17 protein-coding genes are annotated in these 21,648 nt (G+C 40.0%); 7 read left to right on the plus strand and 10 right to left on the minus strand.

The genetic code is table 11. The features are described from left to right. Nucleotides 1-36: 36 nt before the first annotated feature. From AB0756_RS05085 to AB0756_RS05105, 5 genes are all read right to left on the minus strand, one after another. Entirely contained in the window at nucleotides 37-3,510 is a 3,474-nt protein-coding gene (locus AB0756_RS05085; protein WP_050046292.1) for a trifunctional serine/threonine-protein kinase/ATP-binding protein/sensor histidine kinase, read from the minus strand. Between the two features lie 31 nt (nucleotides 3,511-3,541). Continuing rightward, nucleotides 3,542-4,012 carry a serine/threonine protein kinase gene (locus AB0756_RS05090; RefSeq protein WP_038072221.1) on the minus strand — a complete coding sequence of 157 codons (471 nt, stop codon included), beginning with the start codon at nucleotides 4,010-4,012 and terminating at the stop codon, nucleotides 3,542-3,544. An 89-nt stretch (nucleotides 4,013-4,101) separates the two neighbouring features. Continuing rightward, on the minus strand, nucleotides 4,102-4,344 hold the full coding sequence (locus tag AB0756_RS05095; protein WP_082051793.1) for a sensor histidine kinase: 243 nt from the start codon (nucleotides 4,342-4,344) through the stop codon (nucleotides 4,102-4,104). 76 nt (nucleotides 4,345-4,420) lie between these two features. Further along, nucleotides 4,421-5,794 (minus strand): DUF3370 domain-containing protein, encoded by a 1,374-nt coding sequence (locus AB0756_RS05100; RefSeq protein ID WP_038072226.1) that lies wholly within the window; start codon nucleotides 5,792-5,794, stop codon nucleotides 4,421-4,423. Nucleotides 5,795-5,834: 40 nt separating this feature from the next. Beyond that, the gene (locus AB0756_RS05105; protein WP_038072228.1) at nucleotides 5,835-6,347 is read right to left on the minus strand and encodes a C15 family peptidase; all 513 of its coding nucleotides are present in this window, start codon (nucleotides 6,345-6,347) and stop codon (nucleotides 5,835-5,837) included. 58 nt (nucleotides 6,348-6,405) lie between these two features. Between AB0756_RS05105 and hisH the strand changes: the two genes are divergently transcribed. Both hisH and rsmD read left to right on the plus strand, forming a co-directional pair. Further along, nucleotides 6,406-7,041 (plus strand): imidazole glycerol phosphate synthase subunit HisH, encoded by a 636-nt coding sequence (gene hisH / locus AB0756_RS05110; RefSeq protein ID WP_038072231.1) that lies wholly within the window; start codon nucleotides 6,406-6,408, stop codon nucleotides 7,039-7,041. 85 nt (nucleotides 7,042-7,126) lie between these two features. Next, the gene (gene rsmD, locus AB0756_RS05115; protein WP_038072234.1) at nucleotides 7,127-7,672 is read left to right on the plus strand and encodes a 16S rRNA (guanine(966)-N(2))-methyltransferase RsmD; all 546 of its coding nucleotides are present in this window, start codon (nucleotides 7,127-7,129) and stop codon (nucleotides 7,670-7,672) included. 93 nt (nucleotides 7,673-7,765) lie between these two features. Here the strand turns inward: rsmD and petG are convergent, their stop codons facing one another. After that, nucleotides 7,766-7,879, minus strand: coding sequence for a cytochrome b6-f complex subunit V (gene petG / locus AB0756_RS05120; RefSeq protein WP_048871568.1), 114 nt, complete (start codon nucleotides 7,877-7,879; stop codon nucleotides 7,766-7,768). Nucleotides 7,880-8,086: 207 nt separating this feature from the next. On the opposite strand from petG, the gene AB0756_RS05125 reads away from it, so the two are divergent. Continuing rightward, nucleotides 8,087-8,461: a c-type cytochrome gene (locus AB0756_RS05125; RefSeq protein WP_038072313.1), complete on the plus strand. Its 375-nt coding sequence runs from the start codon at nucleotides 8,087-8,089 to the stop codon at nucleotides 8,459-8,461. A 28-nt stretch (nucleotides 8,462-8,489) separates the two neighbouring features. On the opposite strand, the gene AB0756_RS05130 is transcribed toward AB0756_RS05125, so the two are convergent. Together AB0756_RS05130 and AB0756_RS05135 are read right to left on the minus strand one after the other, a co-directional pair. Beyond that, nucleotides 8,490-8,663, minus strand: a complete 174-nt coding sequence (locus AB0756_RS05130; RefSeq protein WP_153021519.1) for a hypothetical protein — start codon at nucleotides 8,661-8,663, stop codon at nucleotides 8,490-8,492. Between the two features lie 182 nt (nucleotides 8,664-8,845). Next, nucleotides 8,846-11,359, minus strand: coding sequence for an NACHT domain-containing protein (locus tag AB0756_RS05135; RefSeq protein ID WP_038072237.1), 2,514 nt, complete (start codon nucleotides 11,357-11,359; stop codon nucleotides 8,846-8,848). A 311-nt stretch (nucleotides 11,360-11,670) separates the two neighbouring features. Here AB0756_RS05135 and AB0756_RS05140 point away from each other — a divergent pair, with 311 nt between their 5' ends. The 4 genes from AB0756_RS05140 to AB0756_RS05155 all read left to right on the plus strand — a co-directional run bounded on the left by AB0756_RS05140 (nucleotide 11,671) and on the right by AB0756_RS05155 (nucleotide 18,320). After that, nucleotides 11,671-12,201: an ATP-binding protein gene (locus tag AB0756_RS05140; protein WP_038072240.1), complete on the plus strand. Its 531-nt coding sequence runs from the start codon at nucleotides 11,671-11,673 to the stop codon at nucleotides 12,199-12,201. A 636-nt stretch (nucleotides 12,202-12,837) separates the two neighbouring features. Further along, nucleotides 12,838-13,605, plus strand: a complete 768-nt coding sequence (locus tag AB0756_RS05145; protein ID WP_038072243.1) for a peptidylprolyl isomerase — start codon at nucleotides 12,838-12,840, stop codon at nucleotides 13,603-13,605. Between the two features lie 109 nt (nucleotides 13,606-13,714). Continuing rightward, nucleotides 13,715-16,723 (plus strand): peptidase domain-containing ABC transporter, encoded by a 3,009-nt coding sequence (locus tag AB0756_RS05150; protein WP_038072246.1) that lies wholly within the window; start codon nucleotides 13,715-13,717, stop codon nucleotides 16,721-16,723. A 52-nt stretch (nucleotides 16,724-16,775) separates the two neighbouring features. Then, nucleotides 16,776-18,320 (plus strand): HlyD family efflux transporter periplasmic adaptor subunit, encoded by a 1,545-nt coding sequence (locus AB0756_RS05155; RefSeq protein WP_050046294.1) that lies wholly within the window; start codon nucleotides 16,776-16,778, stop codon nucleotides 18,318-18,320. A gap of 71 nt (nucleotides 18,321-18,391) precedes the next feature. Here AB0756_RS05155 and AB0756_RS05160 read toward each other — a convergent pair whose 3' ends face one another. Next, a complete protein-coding gene (locus AB0756_RS05160; protein ID WP_050046295.1) occupies nucleotides 18,392-19,543 on the minus strand; it encodes a mannosyltransferase family protein in 1,152 nt (383 codons plus the stop codon). 49 nt (nucleotides 19,544-19,592) lie between these two features. Continuing rightward, nucleotides 19,593-21,323 carry an ABC transporter ATP-binding protein gene (locus AB0756_RS05165; protein ID WP_038072248.1) on the minus strand — a complete coding sequence of 577 codons (1,731 nt, stop codon included), beginning with the start codon at nucleotides 21,321-21,323 and terminating at the stop codon, nucleotides 19,593-19,595. Nucleotides 21,324-21,648: the final 325 nt, after the last annotated feature.

The raw sequence follows: 21,648 nt of genomic DNA on the forward strand, positions 1-21,648 counted from the left end.
TTGAGCACGTGTCAGTTATCTGAACGCGATATGTCATTACACTGGAAGAGTAATGAGAAATTCCGCACCCACTCCGGGAGTAGAATTGACATCTAAAATCCCCTGATGTTTTTGGACAACAATTTGATGGGCAATTGATAATCCCAATCCAGTCCCTTTGCCAACAGCTTTTGTAGTAAACAGATGGTCGAAAATTTTCGATTTCAATTCCTCAGGGATTCCCACCCCGTTATCTTGAATCCCAATCAGAATACTTTGCTTCTCCAACAGGTGTTGAGTCCTAATGGAAATCCTAGGCGCTTTTGAGACAGATGAGTCTTCAACAGCATCGATAGCATTAGCTAAAAGATTCATCAAGACTTGATTGAGTTGTCCGGGAAAACATTTGACTAATGGTAACTCACCATAGTCTTTGATAATTTTGATTTCCGGGCGGTTGCCATTTGCTTTTAAACGGTGTTTGAGAATCAGCAAGGTACATTCAAGACCATCATGAACATTGAAGGGAACTTTGGTATCGGTGTCAGCGCGGGAGAAGATCCGCAAGCTCTGGCTCATGTGACGAATGCGATCGGTTCCCAGTTTTAAAGAGTCAATCAGTTTGGGAAAATCTTCCCGCAGGTATTCGAGATCTATCGCTTCGATTTGAGCTAAAATTTCAGCACCAGGATGAGGGAATTTTTCTTGATAAAGGTCAATCAGGTGGAATAGATCGCGAAGATATTCAAGTGTTGGTTGTAAATTACTCGCAATAAATCCCACAGGGTTGTTAATTTCGTGTGCTACACCCGCCACTAAATTCCCCAAAGCAGACATTTTCTCATTTTGGATGAGTTGGAGTTGCATTTGCTGTAGGTCGCTCAGAGAATGTTCGAGTTGTTGGGCGTAGCTTTGCATTTGCAGGTAGAGGTCTTGGGATTTTTGATAGAGGCGAGCGTTTTCCAGGGAGATGGCGACTTGGGAAATCAGAAGGTTCAGCACTTGCAATCTCTCGGAGGTAAAGGCTCCGGTCGTCAGAGAATTTTCTAAGTACAAAATTCCAATTAACTTCCCTTGATTGAGGATGGGAGTACACAACAGACTTTTGGGTTTGTATTGATTGAGATAGGGGTCGCTAATAAAGGAATTATCCGCAACAGCATCATCAATCACTAAAGTTTTGAGCGTATTTTTGACATAGTAAATCGGGTGGAGAGGAACTTCCAAACAAGACTCAACAGGAATCGAGCGCAGAATAATTGGGCTTCCTGAGAAGGTTGCAAGCGCCTCAATCACTAAATTGTTGCCATGAGGTAACATCAGAGCACATTTTTTGGCTCCGGCGTTTTCCATGACAACTTGCATCAATTTATCAAGTAACTTGTCCAATTCAATTTCGCTTGCCAGAGTTTGTGAAGCTTCGATCGCACTCGTCAAATCGAGTTGTTCGGAAACACTGCTACTACTTGAGGGCGTCACTAATGTTGTTTCGCCGGACACTGTAAGTGTATCGCTTGAATTGAGAAGATTTGTTTGCGGTTGTAGAACGGAGTCTAGTAGATGAGGATAGCGTTTTTCTAAGTCAGAAACTTTTGCCTTTGCACTCCACCGAGCATAGCAATAGTAGGCGTGGGTCATGTAGTCTTGAGCAATTCTTTGTTTCCCCCATGACAGGTAAAAGCGAGCAGCTAATTCCCAAGCGAGAGCTTCTTCATTGAGGTACTCATTCTCCTGAGATAAAGAGATAGCAAGATCGTACATCTCGATCGCTTCCGATTTTTGCTCGAGTACTCGATGGCGTTCTGCTTCCACGAGATAGAATTTGTGCAGGTAATTCATCGGTGCGTAATGCGCCCATTTCTGTAATTTTTCTTGATTGATACGCACCTTGTCCAGATGACTCTTTTGTTCTTGTTCTAAGGACTGAGAGTAGATTGCCAGTCGCGAGAGTGAATCATAAAAATGAACAAGTACAACGACGATTTGCCCTATCCCGCTATCCAAATACTTTTCTGCTAACGCTGCATATTCTACAGCTTGCTGATATTCTTCAAATAAATAACACAGGTGCAATTTGCTGAAATAGAAAAATAAAAGCCCAAGGCGATCGTTTGCTTTTTGGAAAAGTGGCAGTATTGTTTCTTCATCAAAAGATTCTCCAGATAAGTAATAGGGATTCTCGGTTTTTTCTAGTAAATTCAGAACGATCTGTCGAAAGATGGAAGCCCAAGCTAATGCAACTTCCTGTTTGAGTTGACCAATGGCACGATTGTAAGTTGCCATTTCTGTTTCTAGTAGGGTGAGTTCTTTGCCAATGTAGTATGAAATGTTGGAATGCATTTGAAGAGAAAGGGCGGCAAATTCTAAATCTCCTGTTTCTAAAGCCGCAGAATAAGCTTCTAACAAAGATGGTAATCCTTTCTGAGGATGGGTTTTCCAATGCCCGATCAGACCATAAAATGATTGCATAATTTCAGCCTTCATGTCTTTGGCATTAAATTTAATCACTATATTTAAAGCCAGTTTGCCAAATTGATATCCTTGTTCTATATCTCCCATCAACCCACCCAGTATTATCCCATAACCCATGTATGCACAGGCTGATAAAGGAGCATTGCCATATTGAAGTGACCAATTGACCTGTTTCAACAAAATTAATGAGAACAGTTCCGGTACAGTATAATAGGAGTAACTATTAACCAATGATAGAATACGCAGGATTGCTAAGAGATTGGTATCTGTCATTTTTGGTAGATAAATTAAATCTTCAATACGTCTTTCCTTCAGATTGACAGTAATTTCTGACAAAGCTTGCTCGATATCTAAATCCTTAGGATTGCTTGGCAATTCTTGCCCCAACATTTTCAGTACACTTAATGCTGTATTGATAGCTTCTTTAGCTTGATTTTGTGCTCCCAAAGACCTAGTTTTGACTTCATAAACTTTGATTTTATCGACCAATAAAGAAGCTTTTTCTAAGACAATATCTACCAATTGTGTGACTTGTTCAAAGTCGCCAGCCAAATATGCTACCTCTGCTGCTTCTTGATGCAATATGAGGGTAAGCTCGTAATTCGTTTCCCAACGCTCGCTTCCTAGAAGTTGGATAGCCGTCGTCAAGTATTTCATAGCAGTTATGTAAGCCGTAGCTGTTTTTGCTTTCTGCCCTGCTATCAGATTTAATGATGCTAAATTTTCCCGCTCGCTTTGGCAAGTGATTAATTCTAAACCAGAATTGAATTGATTGACAATTTCAAAAATCTTCTCTTCTTGTTGTAATTTGGGTGTTTTGCTCAACAGCAATTGCCCGATTTTCAGGTGAGTCGCTGGTTTTTTGTCTTCAGGAATTAAAGAATATGCTGCTTGCTGTACGCGGTCGTGAAGGAATTTGTAGTTGGCTAATGGCTCATGGCTCACAGTCAATTGACTGTGAGCACCTTCATTGTGATAAAATTTATAAACTTCTGTTGTAGGAATCGCCAATCCTTCCTGTAAAGCTTTCCACAAATTGGCAGCTGTTTGAGATGGCAATTGTTCGCAGATAATTGCCAGAGTTGCTAAATCAAAAGAGTTGCTTGACTTGCTTTGTGACGGGATGAATCAGGATGTTGGCTGGTTTGATATCTTTGTGAATGATGCGATGGCGATACAACCCTTCCAATGCGATCGCTATTTGAATCGCAATTTGCAGAAACTCTTCCTGACAAGCGCTATAGCACTCGCGCATCCGAGTGCAGAAATAATTCTTTACATAATCCTTTAAAGATATGCCTCCAAAATCCTCCATTACCAAAACATACCTGTTCTTGTAGTGTTCCAAACTATACGTTTGAATCACACCTTCTAATTGGAAATTTTTGGCGATGGCGAACTGATTGCGGAATTGTATGAGTTCTTTCAAACTAGGATACTCATTCCGCATCATTTTGAGAATGACTGGCTGTCGGTCTAGTTCTCTTACCCCTCGATAAACTACAGTTTTGTAACCTGAATAGATTTGTTGAGAAATAAGATAACCAGTCAACTTCACCATAGCTGCCTCTAGCAAAATCAATTATTTTTGCCCGTACAAACTTATTCTTCCCATTGATGTACTAAAATTACCAATTGCAACGCACACAGTTAGCTAATTTTTCTTGGGGAAAATTCTGATTCAACGGGAAGAGTGATGAGAAATTCTACACCCTGTCCCGGAACAGAATGGACTTCTAAAACCCCCTGATGCTTTTGGACAACAATTTGATGGGCAATTGATAATCCCAATTCCGTACCTTTGCCAACAGCTTTTGTGGTAAACAGATGGTCGAAAATTTTGGATTTCAATTCTTCAGGAATTCCCACCCCATTATCTTGAATTTGAATCAGAACGCTTTACTTCTCCAAGATCTGTCAACCTAACATGACTAAAGGCAAGTACTGGTTCCCGATTGCCAGTCACAAGTTACTGACTGCTAGTCACTGTCAAAACTTGCGGAGGAGTAGCGTCTGGCGGATAGAGAAAATCTACTTCAACTAATCTTTTCTCGCCTCCCTTCATATTCAACACTACCAAAGGTTCTCCCTGCTGTCCGCGTCTTTGCACCAAATGCACGTATTGAATTTGAGGCAAACCAGCATCATCTTGATAGCGAACTCTTACCGATCCGCGAAAGAAGACTTGTGGTGCTAATGAGTTAAAAAAGCGCAATCCTGATTTAGTTAACTTATCTTCTTTAATAGGTGTTTGCATTGACACGGTGACTGTTTGCTGGTTTTGAGTGTTGTTATATAACGGCAAAGTTAAGCTGTATTGCACGCCATAGTTTCCATGAGCGCGATAAGCAGTATCCGGATAGCGTACCAACATGGGAGCACTTTGTATTTGCTGTGTACCTAATGTTCCGCGATCTAAAGTAGAGACTCCATAGGAAAAAGCTTGTCCGGGACTGGGAATAGTGAGATATGTTTTTCCAGGGTTATCTACAAGTAAACCCTTCCATTCCGCACCTAAGGCAACTCCAGCAACCCGCCCGTATATTATTGGTTTGCTTGTCTCTTCTAAAGGAGTGGGGACTTTGTCACGAGGTCCGGATAATTCACTATTATTTAATAGATATTGCCACTCTTCCACTGTAGGAGGACGTTCGCTACCATCAGAATTTGTTGGTGCAAACATAGCCAGACTAGCTGCATAAACTGTGCCACTACTCCACAGTCGCATATATGTAGACCGACCATTTAATGGTGGTGTGAGTTCTTTGACGGGAATTGGTACATTTAGTAACATTTGGCTTTCCCCAGGTGGAATAATTATTTGAGCAGGGAAAGTTTCTTGCCGTTGTCCTCGAAGAACTTGATTTGTTACGCGATCGCCTGGTCCTGCAAAGATAGTGCTTAAAAGATTATCACTTTTAGATGGCAACTCAATAAAAGGTGCATCTGGCTGGCTGAGATAAGTAGCGGCTTGCAAAATATTCACTGTCACCGGTTGAGAACTGGGGTTGTGTACGATAATTCCCAGATATAGCGATCGCAAATCTTCAGGAGTTGGTGCTGCTGCTACGTGATGAGCAAAAACATCAAATCGACCTTTAAAAGGAAAATTTAAATGTGCTGTGGGAACTTTTTTTCCTTCTGATGGAAAAGTTGACAGCAAAATCCCTTCCTTCAAAACCTTTTCAGGGCTATTACTATTGAAAACGGGTACTTCATCTAATTTTCCTGGTAAAGGGCGTACTTCTTGCTGTTGCACTATTTCTTCCACCGGCGCAGGTGAGGGAGCGATTGGGGAAGGTGTTACTTGTGCAAGGGGAAGAATTAGTAAGAATGGAAACATATACCGAAATATTTTTTTCTACTTTGAGACGCAATTATCTTTACAAAAGTGCCAATTTGTGGGTCATCAGTAAGAAATCCTCCCTAATTGAGGGAAAGTTTTCTTCAGTCAAAATAGGAACGTGGACAAAGATGCAAGGGGTTTTAAGTTCCCGGAGGCGCAGTTCATCTAAAACAGAATAATAAAGACCTTCACAGACAAATTTTCCACAGTCATGGCTAATCTCAACAGCCCCGAACCCCACCACTAATTTTTCTAAATCAACAGTTGTCACCAACATACTTTCCCCACAGACAGCTCCTACTTCCACACTTAATAGCGTCCGTTTTTCAGCCATACCACAGCAAATGATGCAGTCTGGTTGAACTTCGCGGATCTTTTCTATGACTCGAAAACTGGCTTGCTCAACATCTACAGGCAATTGTCGCAACAGCGTTAAATCATAAGGCAAGCAATTGAGCCGGACAACTTCTGCCAGTAGATCATCAGAAGAATTTGATTTTTGATGGGGTAACCAAGTTTGAAAAGAAGTTAATAAAAACCTTTTCTGCATAAGAATTATTATTTAGAATATAAGTACCCTACATAATAAATTAGCAAGGAGTAGGTAAATGGCGTTGATTGCAGTCGTAGACTACGACATGGGAAACTTGCACTCAGTTTGCAAAGGATTAGAAAAAGCGGGCGCAACTCCAAGGATTACTGATTCGGCAAAAGAATTAGAAAAAGCAGATGCTATCGTTTTGCCGGGGGTGGGTTCCTTCGATCCAGCTGTAAAACAGCTGCGATCGCTTGATTTGGAAAAACCCATCAAAGAAGCAATTGCTTCTGGCAAACCTTTTTTAGGTATTTGTTTGGGTTTGCAAATTCTTTTTGAATCAAGTGCAGAAGGAGTTGAACCGGGACTCGGAATTATTCAAGGAATAGTACGGCGATTTGTTAGCGAACCAGGTATTACAATTCCCCATATGGGTTGGAATCAACTCGAACTTACCCATCCAAAAACAACTTTGTGGGAATATCTACCGCAAAATCCTTGGGTATATTTTGTCCATTCCTATTATGTAGAGCCAACAGATTCCCAAATTTGTGCTGCAACTGTCACTCATGGTAGCCAAACTGTCACAGCTGCGATCGCCCGAGACAATCTGATGGCGGTGCAATTCCATCCAGAAAAATCTTCTAACGTTGGATTGCAAATTCTCTCTAATTTTGTATCTCAAGTTTGGACACAAGTTGCTGCATAATAGAATTTTGTACGAGCGTCCTTTGTCATTTGTTCTTTGTCAAATGACCGATGACTCATGACTAATGACTGATGGCTGCTGACAAATGAGCTTAAGAATTTACGGTAATCGTCCCTTAAAAACATTGCCAGGGAGAGAAACCCGACCTACCAGTGCGCGAGTACGGGAGGCAGTGTTTAACATTTGGCAGGGAACGATAGATGGTTGTCGCTGGTTGGATTTGTGTGCTGGAACTGGGTCAATGGGCGCAGAAGCTTTGTGCAGGGGAGCCAGTTTAGTCACAGGTATTGAAAAGTCCAGCCGTGCGTGTGCAATTATTCAAGAGAACTGGCAGCATCTGACGAGTGCAGAACAAAAATTTCAACTGCTGCGGGGAGATGTCTTACAGATATTGCCCAAACTTTCAGGGCAACAATTTGACAAAATTTATTTCGATCCACCCTATGCAAGTGGATTATATCAGCCAGTATTAGAAGTCTTAGCTTACCATCATCTTTTAGATACAGATGGCGAAATCGCACTAGAACACAGCCCCCAAGATTGGACACCGCCTATCATACCTTCTTGGGAAATCTGCCGTGAGAAAGTTTATGGCAATACTGCTTTGACCTTTTATAGAATCGCGAAGTGAAGACAGACAAGGGGAACAAGGGGACAAGGTAGAATGTTCTCCTTGTGTGCTCTTTCTTCCTTGTCTCCCTTCTCCCACTGACTATTCTCAAACTTACAAACCAAGCTGATTGCCACGCTTGTACTGCTCGTAAGCTTTATAAAACAATCCAGCTAGGGTTACGAAGATTAGACCCAGTACAATGCCGTCTAGCAAGGGTTCAACCACGTTAGATCTCCTTTATGCAACAAAATTGGTTCCCGTCACTGATTCTACCAAATTCAGCAACAACTCTTTCATTGTTCTCATCTCATTATCCTCCTTGTCCCCAATCTGTGCTCTCAAACACAATCAATTGCATATTTAATCAAGAACTTTTAAGCTATGTGTATGAAATAAAATTTTTTTGTACACTTTGACTTGAACAGCAAACTTTTGGATAACCAGATCCCCAAACCTAAGATTCTGCTTCAGCGCATCGCACTCATTGTTCTGGCGGTCGTGCTAACAGTCCTTTTGGGCGTTTTTGCTGTTTATGCAACTAGACCCTCAGATCCTTATGCCAAAGCTGTTATAGCGCTTAAAGGTGACCCAGTACAAGGACATGCCATCTTTCAAATCAACTGTGCTGGTTGTCATGGCTGGCAAGCAGATGGTAGTGTTGGACCTAGCTTGCAGGGGGTCTCTAAACGCAAATCGCCCTATGGTCTCATACACCAAGTGACAAGTGGTGAAACGCCACCTATGCCAAAATTTCAGCCCAGTCCTCAAGCCATGGCAGACCTTTTGACTTATTTGGAATCTCTGTAAAAATAATTTACATAAATTGGGTAAAAAGTTAATGTTTGTGTGTTTCTGATTCAGGTAAGAAAGAAGACTCGATCGCGGGATGTGTTATTGAGTCTTCAAATTTTTCTGTCTCAAAATCTTCTGCCGAATTTGAGCTACAACAACCATCGGTCCATTTCTCACCTGGTTTGCGATCGCACTTTTTTACTTGTTGTTTGCCCATATTGAATTTGCTAGTTCTTAGCTTGTTGAGTACTACAAAATTATACCACTTGTGGCATTTTACGGTAAAAAACGGTAAAGTTCGGGATATAAAAGAACCGACAGGGGGTAAAAGCCAGAAGGCAAAACCTTGTATACTGCATTCTCAAGCTGCACCAGGGAACGAGAGAAAGCGATTGCGAGTTACCTTAACCCTTGTTCTCTAATAAGAGTTTCAGGAATGCGCTTGCTAGGTAGCAACATATAATCGAGAATTTGATTGCGTAACTCTTTAGAAGAGTAATTACTTCCTTTTATACATTCTAGAAGGAGAATATTTGAGTACAAATAATCTTTTAAAATTTTAATTTGTTCGGGGGAAAATTTTACGTCATCATAACCAATATTCAAATACAGCCTCATGACTCCTCTTAAATGTTTGATCCAATCTTGCCAATCAGATTGAGGTGCATTGTCATCAGGAAAGCTCTCCTGTAAGAATATGAGTTCGTCAGCTAAACCTTCGTAATTTAAAGCTCTATCACTGGTAATATTAGAAATAATCTGATTGGGAAAATTATCTTTTTCCAGCGTAATTTGTCTCGTTTGTTTGATAAGAGTAATTACACCCCGATTTTTATCAATTGTTACACCTTCGCCTCCCAATTGAGGAGCCATGACCGTATCGTCGCTTACGGGAAGTTCCTTTCTCAGCAAAGGATTGACTTTATGAGGTTTAAACGGTTTATTATCCGCTTTAGCAGATACTTTGGTATAAGTGTCCACCAAATATAATGCAAAATCAGAAAGGGGTGAGCGATCGATAATCTTCTTTCTTTCTCGATTGAACTCTTTTAAAAGAGTAGCAAGTTTTTGTGCTAAAGCAGAATCGACTTTTGAGAGTTCATTCGTATAAAGCTCAAATTCCTGATCCACGAATAAATAGAAAGCTCTCCAAGAGCTAGATTTGACACCATGATAAGTTGTGACATCATCCAGCCAAGCCAACATCTCTTGCAATCGTTTATTACTCACTAATTTATTAATTTGAATAAATAGAATTTTAAAAAAATCATCAGCATTAGCTAGCCGTCCTGCAATTATGAGAAAGACCTCTCGCCACTGACGATTTACTAAGTGCTGTTTAACAACTTCTTTTAAAAGTTCATAGCTTCGACTCTCTACAATATAATTAGCTACAAAATATTCTTGAAAACTTAAGTGAGAAAATGAATATATATCTTGCGCCTGTTTAACAAGCAATCCGTGATTGGCTTCTATTCTTTTTAAAATTGCCAAACTATCAACAGTTGAAATATCATTAGAAAAATCAGGAAGATTCTCAATGTAATTTCCAATAATTTCTTCTAATTCCCTTTGTTGCCATAAAATTTTATGGGGTTCTTGCAAGAAAGATTCATAAGCTATTTTGCTCATTAAATTAACTTTTTGTTGGTACGGTAGATTGAACTTATTTGTTACACTCCTTTCTATCCGTCTGCTTGCATCCCATTTGCGTAAAAGGATTTCTACTGCATCGTGAATCAGTGAGTACTGATTTCTTGGAAGTTCGTAGCGATCGTCAAATACCAAGCATAACATTGTCAGCAATAATGGATTTGCTGTTAATTCTTCTAGCGATCTATTTTTTTCTATTTTTTCAAGTAAGCTATCTGCTAACTTCAAATCTTCACTTGGTGCAAACCATTTTCTAATAAAAAACTCAACCTGATTGCAATCGAAATCTGCCATTTCCACTTCTGTAAAATCAGGAAATATATAATCAGCAGATCCCGAACGACAAGTAAGGACAAAACGATTTTTAGGAAATCTCTTGACAAAACGATCGATGTTTTGATAAACGCGATCGCTTTTTGTTTCGCCGACCTCATCCAATCCATCTAACAAAATCAAGCAACGACCTTGTTCTAGTAAGTTGTGAACAAATTGAGATATTTCGCAAATATAGTCTGACAAATCTTGTTTAATAGCATCAATAAGATCTTGTTGATTTTCGTCATCAGAAAAAGATTTTAATGAAATAAAAATAGGAATTTTTTGTAATTCTTTATTTTGTTGAATAGAATGTAAAACTAGATGCTTGAGAAAAGTTGTTTTACCTGCACCTGGTCTACCCCAAATAAGCAGCTTAGAATAGTTTTTAACAGCGTCTAAAGCAGATAAATGATTTCTAATTCTATAGTTAAATCGACTAAAGCTTGCACCTTCGTTTGAAAAGTGGCTGAAGAGTTCTTGAATAGTTTTAGACTGTTTTCCTTGAACATTTTCTAAAACATTGACTTGGGCGTAAACACTATTTAGCTCTACGGGGTGAGTCATTGTCAGGACTTTTATAGTACTGCACTTTCTCTGAAGATATTCTTGATAACGCTGAAGCCAAGTTTCTTGCTCATCCGTCTCGACTTTTTCTCCTTGTTCCAATGATGTTTGTTGTCTTAAAGCTTCCTGATAACTGTTATATCCTAGTAAAATTCCACATAAAAAGTTGAGATTTTTCTCCTGCATCTTCGTTGGTTCATCATCCTTAAAGAAATTCCGTATCGTTTTATCTGAAATAATATCTTTGGAATCTTCTTTTTTTTCTTGATAAACCCGATTTAGCTCCCCAATCAGAAATTTAGGTGAAGCACCAAATTTCTCTATATATGCTTGTTTTAATTTTTCAAAAATTTTCTGATGAACTGATATTGCTGCCATGTTTGGTCTCGCTACGCTTTCTAAAATCTTTAAGCACTAAAACTGTCATGCTTAAATCGGCTACACCAAGGATAGAAAAACCTCACCTCCCAAATCTTTCACTTGACACGGAAAGAGCAACATTACTCTTTCTCGTAATATTCTATCAATACATCCAAAGATAGAAAACAGTACTAAGAAAGATTAAATCTACTTTTAGGTATAGGGTTGGAAGCGCAAATAGCTTGTAAAGTAGTAGCAGTTTCCGATCTTTACCGTTATTTACCGCGAATTATTTTTAGAAAAAAATTATTAAACAAAAAGTCTTAATTATGAGTGATAAAGTAATCTCTCCTGAGACGTACATCGATAGTGCTCGGATTAACCGAGAATTTAAAAGATTTGCATCATCCCTGTCAGTTGAACTGAAGCTCTCACTGAATAGCATCCTGGCTTGGGCTCATCTTTGGCGTCAAGGGCGATTGGATTACAGTGCAACCGTTCAAGCTGTTGAAGAAATTGAGCAAAACCTTAAATGTCAGAGTCTCCTCATAGAACAACTTTTGTCATGGCGTCTCACTGCTGACAAACTTGAAGGAGTTAATTGCAAGCCAATGATTGTAGCTGCTGTTAATCAACAATTTGAACGCGATCAATATCTTCAGGTTAAAGAATTTAAATTTTACCTCAATCGCACCTTGAGTCTGACTCAGCTTTGGCATCAAAGTCAATTTAGTCAAAGTACTACCGTTGAGGCTTTTGAGGCGATCGAGCAAAATGCCAAACGCCAAAGCCGAATTTTGGAGAAACTTCTCAATTGGAGTTTCTCAAATCTCAATCTTGCTTCTGAAATCGACTCCTAAAGGGGATTCTTAAGACATTACTGCTTTAATATCCCTATTGCTAGGGTCCCGAGCCTCACCACGTTTGTCCTCCCTTGTTCGCTAGAGCACCGATCCACTAATATTTGTTGACAAAAACTAATTATGTAGGCTAGGGTAAAATACCGATTTTCCGTAAAATATTTGGGTCAGATTTTTAGAAATCGCATAAAAACCGAATACTAAAATCCCCAATTCTAACAAATTGCATAGCTAGCGTTTTAGGTCAAGTACTTTTACTGAACTGGCGCTCTAGTTGCCTGTGGCGGGAGTGGGTATGCTAGGGAAATTACAGAAACTTGCTGGAGGCAGTATTCCATAAATGTCTCAAGCAAAGGTGCCCTCTGCCTTTCCCGACAAAGACTGGCTTTACCAGTCATATAAAATTTTATATTATTATATGTACTATTGTTAAGATACACATCAATTGTATAATTCGTTATTAAAATAGCTAGCGTATGGAAGAAGTGAGTTTGCCTTTACTGGTGGGTGCAGAGGGGAAAACGACTCTTGAGAGAGCTAAAAGCATAACCAACTTCTTTCTGCTGTTTAAATAACATCTACAAACACAGGGCGCAGCACCAAGCAGACTATGCATTTTCAAGTGTCTCGCAGTGAATGACTGAAGTGTTGCAAATTGGTAACCGTACAATCAAAGCGAGTGAATTAACTTCCTTACTGGCTAGCTATCAAATGCTACCTCAGTTCCTGAGGGAGTTAATTCTGGATGAGGCTGTTGAACTAATAGAGTGTACACCTGATGAAGTTGCCCAAACTCAACGGCAGTTTTATGCCGAACATCAGTTTAAAAATGAAGCTGATGTCAGAGCATGGATGGCATACTACCATTTGTCACCAGCGCAGCTAGAGAGAATCGTTACTCGCAGACTCAAAATCGAAAAATTCAAGCAAGCAACTTGGGGGAAAATGTTGGAACCCTACTTTTTCCAGTGCAAAACAAAACTGGACAAAGTAATTTATTCTCTACTGAGAACTCAAGATGCAGGAGTTGCTCAAGAACTCTACTTTCGTATTTTGGCGAAAGAACAGTCCTTTACAGAACTAGCACGAGAATATTCACAAGGTCCGGAAGCCCAAACGAGCGGCTTAGTTGGTCCTGTTGAACTATCTGCACTTCATCCAGGAATAGTGCAATTTCTGTCTAGCAACCAACCAGGTAAACTTTTGCCTCCTACTCGTATTGGTGAGTGGTTTGTCATAGTGCGCTTAGAGAAATATCTCTCGGCACAGTTGGATGAAGCAATGAAATCTCGCCTCCTCAATGAACTCTTTGAAAATTGGCTTACAGAACAGCTTCAAAAACTGAGGAATGAAAAAGAACAGTTAGTGGTGAGTCCAACCCCGTACACGAATTTCCCAACCTAGGGGATTGGTGTTCTCGAAACTTCCTTGTAAAGAAATACCAGAAGGGTTAGTTGTTAGTGGACAAGAACCACTAACAACTAACAACTAACAACTAATCATTTCAAAACTCATGAGTCATACTAAAGCCTCTATTCAAGATTTCTTAACCAACTTAATCCCTTTTAGTCAACTCTCAGCACAAGAACTAGCAAAGTTGTTGCCTAAGCTACAGCTTTTGCGTTATCGCATGGGTCAAATAATTCTCACACACGAACATATATCCTCTCAAGTATCAATTATTTATGAGGGACAAGCACGTTTACTAGCGAACGATCCAAATACTGAAATGCCCATTACACTGCAACTACTTAAATCGGGGGAAATCTTGGGTTGGGTCAGTTTGATAAGGGGAGTTCCTTGTGAAACAGTCATTGCTTCGGAGGAAACAATTTGTGTAAATTTACCTGCAACAGAATTTTTAAGCTTATTAGAGAACTATCCAACATTTGCGCTAGAATTTTACAATCGTTGTAGTATTATTGAAATTTTTGAATTATTAGGTATTGAACTGGCGCGACGAGCTAATAGTGAAGCTATACTAAACTCTTATGCTGTATCCGATATTGCAGAACTCGCTTTCAAGTTATCTAACGAAGCAACTGTTCTGACTCTTGGGAAAAATAAAAAAACTAATGTTCAACTCGATCCTACATTAGATTGGTTTATAAGTAGTAAAGTTTCTGAAAAATTTCCTGTAGGAACTCTTTTAGACATTAAAACTAAGACAAGTGAAATCGTAGGACAAGGTTCTGTTAAACCTCGTTTGATAGGTTTACCACTTAAAGAGGATGAAGTAGAAAGCATCGACGATGAAGATTTTGATTCTTCTTTTACAATTCATTCTTCCGAAGCAATTTTCTATGCACCAGAAAATCCACCTAAATTAGAAGCAGGAGTTCTTTATCAATCGGGTTCGCCTAATTCCAATTATCCCTACATTCAAGGTCGAGGACCAAAGAATGCAACTCTAGCTTGTTTTCATATGCTCAGTCAATATTGGAACATTCCTTTTCGTCGAGATGCGATCGCAAAAGTGCTAGATAATCAAATTCAGCGAACTCAAACTTTGTCATTACAACTTTGTGGTGCTATTGCTGAATTAGTAGGATTAAATGCTCAATTAATTAACAATATCAATGCTATTGGAATTACCAAGCTGCAACCTCCTGCTATGATTCGATGGCAAGATAGTTTTGCTATCCTTTATGAAATCAGCGAACAAAAGCTTGTGTTAGCAGTACCAGAAATAGGGCTAATACATCAAAAAATAGGTAATTTTATCGAAAATTGGGGTGCAGAAGGTCAGGTATTACTACTTAAACCAACTAAGTACACACCCAAGCAAAAATTTAGCTTGCGTTGGTTTATTCCTTCCTTGATAAAATACAGTAAAGTTCTCCTTGAAGTCCTACTTGCTTCATTTTTGGTTCAAATTTTTAGTTTGGCGAATCCTCTGATCGTTCAACTCATTATTGATAAAGTTATTATACAAAATAGTTTTGGTACTCTCAATATTTTAGGTATATTACTGTTAATTTTATCTTTTTTTGAAGGACTCCTGACAAGCCTGCGTACCTATTTATTTGTTGATACAACTAACCGCATTGACCTCACTTTAGGCTCAGAAATTATTGACCATTTGCTACGTCTACCTTTGCGTTATTTTGAAAAACGTCCTGTAGGAGAGTTAGCCACTCGCGCTCAGGAATTGGAAAACATTCGCTCATTTCTTACAGGAACTGCTTTAACAGTGGTCTTAGATGCTGTGTTTTCCGTCATTTATATAGTGGTGATGGCAATGTATAGTTGGTTGCTAACTTTAGTTGCTCTAGCAACTGTGCCACTTTTTGCCTTTCTAACAATAGTAGTTTCCCCCGTAATCCGACAGCAGTTACGAAATAAAGCAGAACGCAATGCCGAAGCTCAATCTTATTTGGTGGAGGTGATGTCAGGTATTCAAACAGTAAAAGCACAAAATATAGAGTTGCGATCGCGCTGGCAGTGGCAAGAGCGCTATGCTAACTATGTCGATGCTGGCTTTAAAACTGTTGTTACTTCTACTGGTGCTAACGTCACAAGTAATTTTCTCAACCAGGTTTCTAGTTTATTAGTCATATGGGTAGGAGCATCCTTAGTTCTTCAAGGAAAACTCTCTTTAGGACAATTGATTGCCTTTCGCATTATTGCTGGTTACGTGACAGCACCGTTACTGCGTTTAACGCAATTGTGGCAAAACTTTCAAGAGACAGCACTCTCTCTAGAACGGCTTGGTGATATTTTGGATAGTCCTGCAGAAGTTACAGAGTTAGACCGTCAGAACATTCCTATGCCTTCTATTCGTGGGGCTGTTAAGTATGAAAATGTCTCTTTTCGCTTTAACCCTAACGGTTCATTGCAACTGAAAAATATTAATATTGATTTTCAACCCGGACAATTTGTTGGAATTGTTGGACAAAGTGGCTCAGGAAAAAGCACTTTAACAAAGCTTTTACAACGACTTTACGAACCAGAATCAGGCAGAATTTTTATTGATGACTATGATATTGCCAAAGTAGAACTGTATTCCCTACGCCGTCAGATTGGTATGGTACTTCAAGATTCTCTCTTATTTGATGGAACAGTTCAGGAGAATATAGCGTTGACTCATCCAGATGCGACACCCGAAGAAATTATACAAGCAGCAAAAATAGCTGCAGCACATGACTTTATCATGTCTCTGTCCAATGGCTATAACACGAGAGTAGGAGAAAGAGGTTCAGCTCTTTCAGGAGGACAGAGACAGCGCATTGCAATTGCTCGTGTAATTCTACAAAATCCTCGCTTACTCATTTTAGATGAAGCAACGAGTGCTTTAGATTACCAGTCAGAGCGAGAAGTTTGCCTTAATTTAGCAGCAGCATTTCGCGATCGCACTGTCTTTTTTATTACCCATCGTTTAGGCACTGTTAAGAATGCTGACGTAATTTTGCTATTAGATCGAGGAGCCGTTGTCGAACAAGGAACCCACGAAGAACTTATGGCGCAAAAAGGTCGTTACTACTGCCTCTATCAACAACAAGAGTTAGTGGCTGGTAGTTAGTAGTTATTAGAAAAACAAATAACAAACAACCACTAACAAACAACAATCAACCATGAACAAATCAATTCAATGCAACCCAGAACCGCTTCCGTCATCAAGGGTGTTAGAACCCGAAGTTAGAGTACCTGTAAATACTTCTACTGAAGATAATAAATTTGCTCGCTCTGTTGTCCTGCGACAATCGCCAATCTGGTCGCGAGCTATCCTTTGGGGAATTTTAGGAGTCACAGCCTTAGTGTTGATTTGGGCACATTTCGCGAAAATTGAGGAAGCAATTCCCAGTCAAGGAAAATTGGAACCTCAAGGAACCGTGAAGGAAGTGCAGGCTCCCGTGGCTGGAGTCGTAAAAGCTGTCCTTGTGAAAGACGGACAACGAGTCCGCCGTGGTGATGTGCTTTTAAGACTAGATCCCACAGCAGTTAGGTCTCAATTAATCTCACTTCTCAAAATTCGTACTGCTTTAATGCAGGAGAATCAATTCTACCGAGCGCAGCTTGCTGGTAAAAATACAAGCTCGAATACATCGTTATCGATCTCGCAAATCCAGTTACCTCCAGGGTTGATTTCTTTGACTCAGAGCAGAGCAGCGTTAATAGCAGAAAATCGGCTTTACCGCGCTCAATTAAATGGACAATATCAGAATCCAAGTTTTTCGCCCGAGGAAGCGGCTCGTATAGAATTTAGTCAAGCGGAATTGCAGGCTCGAGTTTCCTCCGACCAATTGCAGACAGATCAATTAAAAAAACAACTCAATGAAAACCAAGCGCAATTATCGTCTGCTCGGGATATTCGAGAGGTTAATCAGACTATTCTCAACAGTTTTGAACCTCTTGCGGTAGAAGGAGCAATTTCTCGGATACAGTTCCTCAAACAGAAAGAGCAAGTTCGTACTCATCAAGCAGATGTGGAACGGTTAACGCAAGAGCAAGCACGTTTGCGCTTTGCGATCGCTCAATCACAAGAAAAGCTCAAAAATACTATTGCAGCAGCAAAAAAAGAATTGCTCACTCAAATTGCTAGTAATAACAAACAAGTTGCTCAAATTGACAGTGAATTGAACAAGACAATTTTAGAAAATGATAAAAAGATCGCTGAAACAGAAAATCAAATTAGTCAAGCACGGTTAAATTTACAATACCAAGAACTGAGATCGCCATCAGACGGAATTGTTTTTGATTTACAAGCGCGTTATCCTGGTTTTGTGACTAATCCCAGCCAAGCTGTCCTCAAAATTGTGCCAACTGAAGATCTGACAGCAAAAGTTTATATCACCAATAAAGATATTGGTTTTATTAAAGAGGGAATGAAAGTAGATGTCCGAATTGACTCTTTTCCTTTTAGCGAGTTTGGTGATATTAAAGGAGAAGTTGTCTGGATTGGTTCTGATGCTTTACCACCAGACCAAATTCGTCCTTACTACAGTTTTCCTGTCAAAATTCGCTTAGAACGTCAATCTTTGGCTGTTCGCAATCGAGAAGTCCCACTTCAATCGGGAATGTCAATTAATGCGAATATTAAGGTACGCGATCGCACGGTTATGAGCATTTTTACAGATTTATTCTCAGAACAGATTGACAATCTCAAAACAATCAGGTGATGTCATTTTGGATTTTCAATTTTGAATTTGTATACAGATTCCCCCTTGTCTCCCTTGTCCCCCCTATCCTCCTACGCTACCCAATTCCAAATTGCAAAGTCAATCGCGTAGAAAAAAAGCGATATGGCGAACCAGGTTAATATAGCGTAGCCCCAACGAAGGTGTTGCGAAAGCAACATTCCAAAAGCTATAGATAAGGACACAACGCCATAAGCATAGCGGTTGACGGACATGAGAGCACCGGAAAAAATCATCAATAACAACGAGCAAAAACCATAGGCGATAGCAACACGGCTTATTTTGGTGCGTAAGTACCATAACAGGTATCCGCCACCAAAAACCATTACAACTTTAATTAAGCTATCTCTACCTACGGCTATTGCATCTCTCAGGATAAACCACCAATTTGGCTGCGCCCATGCTTTCTGTACGCGAACAAATGCCAAGGGATCGCCAAATCGAATTCCACAATACAAACTAAATGAAACTAACCCAATCCCCACAGCCAAACCTGCTGCATAGGCGATCGCAGGTCTTTTTTCTCTCCAAGCCACAAAAAGGAAAGCGGGTATAAGTGTGATTCCTGTAGCACGAGTTGCACTTGCCAATGCACCCCAAACAGCTGCTTGTACGTGCTGGCGTTTGTCAAATGCTCGTAAAGCCGCAGTTGTTAGCAATAAAAATAAACCTTCAGTATAAATGACAGTCCCAAAGAGTGAAAACGGACACCAAGCAAAGACAGCAATTACCCACCGGGCTATGTGAATACCATGACGAGCTTTTGTCCAAGAATATAACAGCAGCAAAGTACCAAGAAAAGCCAGATTGCTGACAAGTGTACCAGCAACTTCAAAGGGTAAGCCTAGCATCATTACCCCACGAATCACTAAAGGAAACAGGGGATAAAAAGCAATAGAATGCTGTTGCCCGTCATCTAAATAGTCGTAACCTGTCAGTGCAATTCGCCGATACCATTTACCATCCCAATGGGAAAAGAGCTCCCAACTGGGTTCGGGAATAAAACCGGGAACAAAGTCAAGTGGATGTGCAGTTCGCCAATGTGTTTGTACTGGAGATGTGTAAAGTATTGGAGCAATGACTTGCATTGCAACCACAATAACAAGGCGGCTAACCAACCACATTGCAATAACAAAAAGGAATCCTTGAGTTGTCAGCTTATATTTTTTGCAAAGATTGGTTGCTTCTGAAGTTAGTTTTGTCATAGTAAGCACTCAAGCCGCAGACACAAATTCTTTCCAATCTCAAACTAAATTATTTCATGCTAAATTGCTGGGAATAGAACCGTGCATAACGGTTTTCAAACGCCAACAATTCCTCGTGAGTTCCTGATTCTACAATTTGTCCCTTTTCAAGAACTAAAATGCGGTCGCACCGTCGTACCGTGCTTAAACGATGAGCGATAATAAACACAGTGCGCCCCTCCATAAGCCTTTCTAATGCTTCTTGCACCAAAGCTTCTGATTCAGAATCTAAAGCAGACGTCGCTTCGTCCAAGATGAGTATTCTGGGATTGAGGAGAACAGCACGGGCGATCGCAATTCTTTGCCTTTGTCCGCCTGATAAATTGACGCCTCTTTCCCCAACCCAGGTATAGTAACCATCTGGTAATTGAGAGATGAATTTATGAGCGTTGGCAATTTTAGCTGCGTTCTCAACATCTGCCATATCAAACGAATCTCGCCCAAAAGCGATATTTTGAGCAATGGTTCCAGAAAACATGATAGTTTCTTGAGGAACAATACCAATTTGTCGCCGCAAACTGTGCAGTGTCACATCCCGAATATCCACACCGTCAATCAAGATTTGACCTGCATTCGGATCGTAAAAGCGAGGTAAGAGGTTGACAAAAGTCGTTTTACCTGCACCAGAAGCACCAACTAAAGCAATTGCTTCTCCTGGCATTGCTAGTAAACTAATATCTTTTAATACGGGTTCGCCGGATTTATAGGCAAAGGAGACGTGACGATACTCTACCTTTGCGGTAACAGTTGGAAGTATGATAGCATCTGGTTTTTCTACAACTGTTGGTTGAATAGCTAATAACTCGAAAACACGGTCAACTGACGCTTCGCCTTGTTTAAATTCGTTGTAATTGTTAGTTGTGTGACTTATGGGATCGATTAAGGATGCAGCTGCTGCTAGGAAACTAAAAAACTCTGCTACAGTCAAATTACCGCTATCGATCTGCCATGCGGCAAACAATAAAAGCAGCAAAAAACTCACTGCTTGTAGAAAACCAACAATGGGAATTTGAATGGCTTTAAGCCGTTCGGTGGAATATTTTGCTTTTAAAGCACGTTCGGCTTCACGGCTAAATCGAGCAATCTCATAATCTTCGGCTGCAAAAGCTTGTACTATACGGATACCGCTAAAAACTTCAGTCAGTATAGATGATAAATCTGAAACACGATTTTGGCTTTTGAGGGAGAACAATCGCAACCGTTCGCCAAACCATCCAATCAAAAGACCCATCAACGGTGCAACAATCACTGTAGTGAGCGTAAGTTGCCAGTTGAGGTAAATCATATAAATGGGAATGGCTATTAACTGCAAGGAGCAGGGAATAAAATCGTGAAAAAGTTTGTGTACGACTTCTCCCACCCGATCTATATCTTCGGTAAGTCGGTAAGATAGATCGCCTGCTTTTGCTGTTTCAAAATAGCTGAAATTTAATTTTTGGAGATGGGTGTAAACCTGCTTGCGGACGTGAAAAGCAACTCTCAGAGCAGCTTTTGCCATGTAGATATCTTGTACGGACTGAAAAAAGCCCCTCACAAGAAACACGCCACCTAAAATACCCAGAATTTCGGCAATTGCGATCGCATTACCTTTGCCAAAGGCATTTGACAATTCCTTGACAAGCGAGATCAGTGCTAGGGTTGCCAGTACATATCCTATAATGCCAACAAATCCTTTAAGGATTGTTTGCCATTGGGGTCGGATATATGGTAGGAGATGCCAGTAATGAGAGCGTGTTTTCAAGCGATAGAGTCCACTATAATATTTTTCTTTATTTTGACGCGATCGGGTTTCCTATGGTTTCTGAAAGTCAGCGATCGCTAATCAGTGACCGACGAGCGGTGATACTAATTCCCGCTACGCATCTAAATACCACGTAGAAGCCCCTCCAGATTATTTTGGAAAAACAGAAATCGATTCATTTTTCTAATTTCCTACATTGTAAGTATGAAGATTCATCGATCGCTGCTGAAAGTTTTCAGTATGTACGCGGAGAAACTTGCCTTTTGAGAATTTCTTTGATAATTTGAATGGTGCGAGATACTCGTAAAAAACTTTTGCGATTAAT

This window comes from Tolypothrix campylonemoides VB511288_2, assembly GCF_045999855.1.
Lineage (GTDB): Bacteria > Cyanobacteriota > Cyanobacteriia > Cyanobacteriales > Nostocaceae > Scytonema > Scytonema bouteillei_A.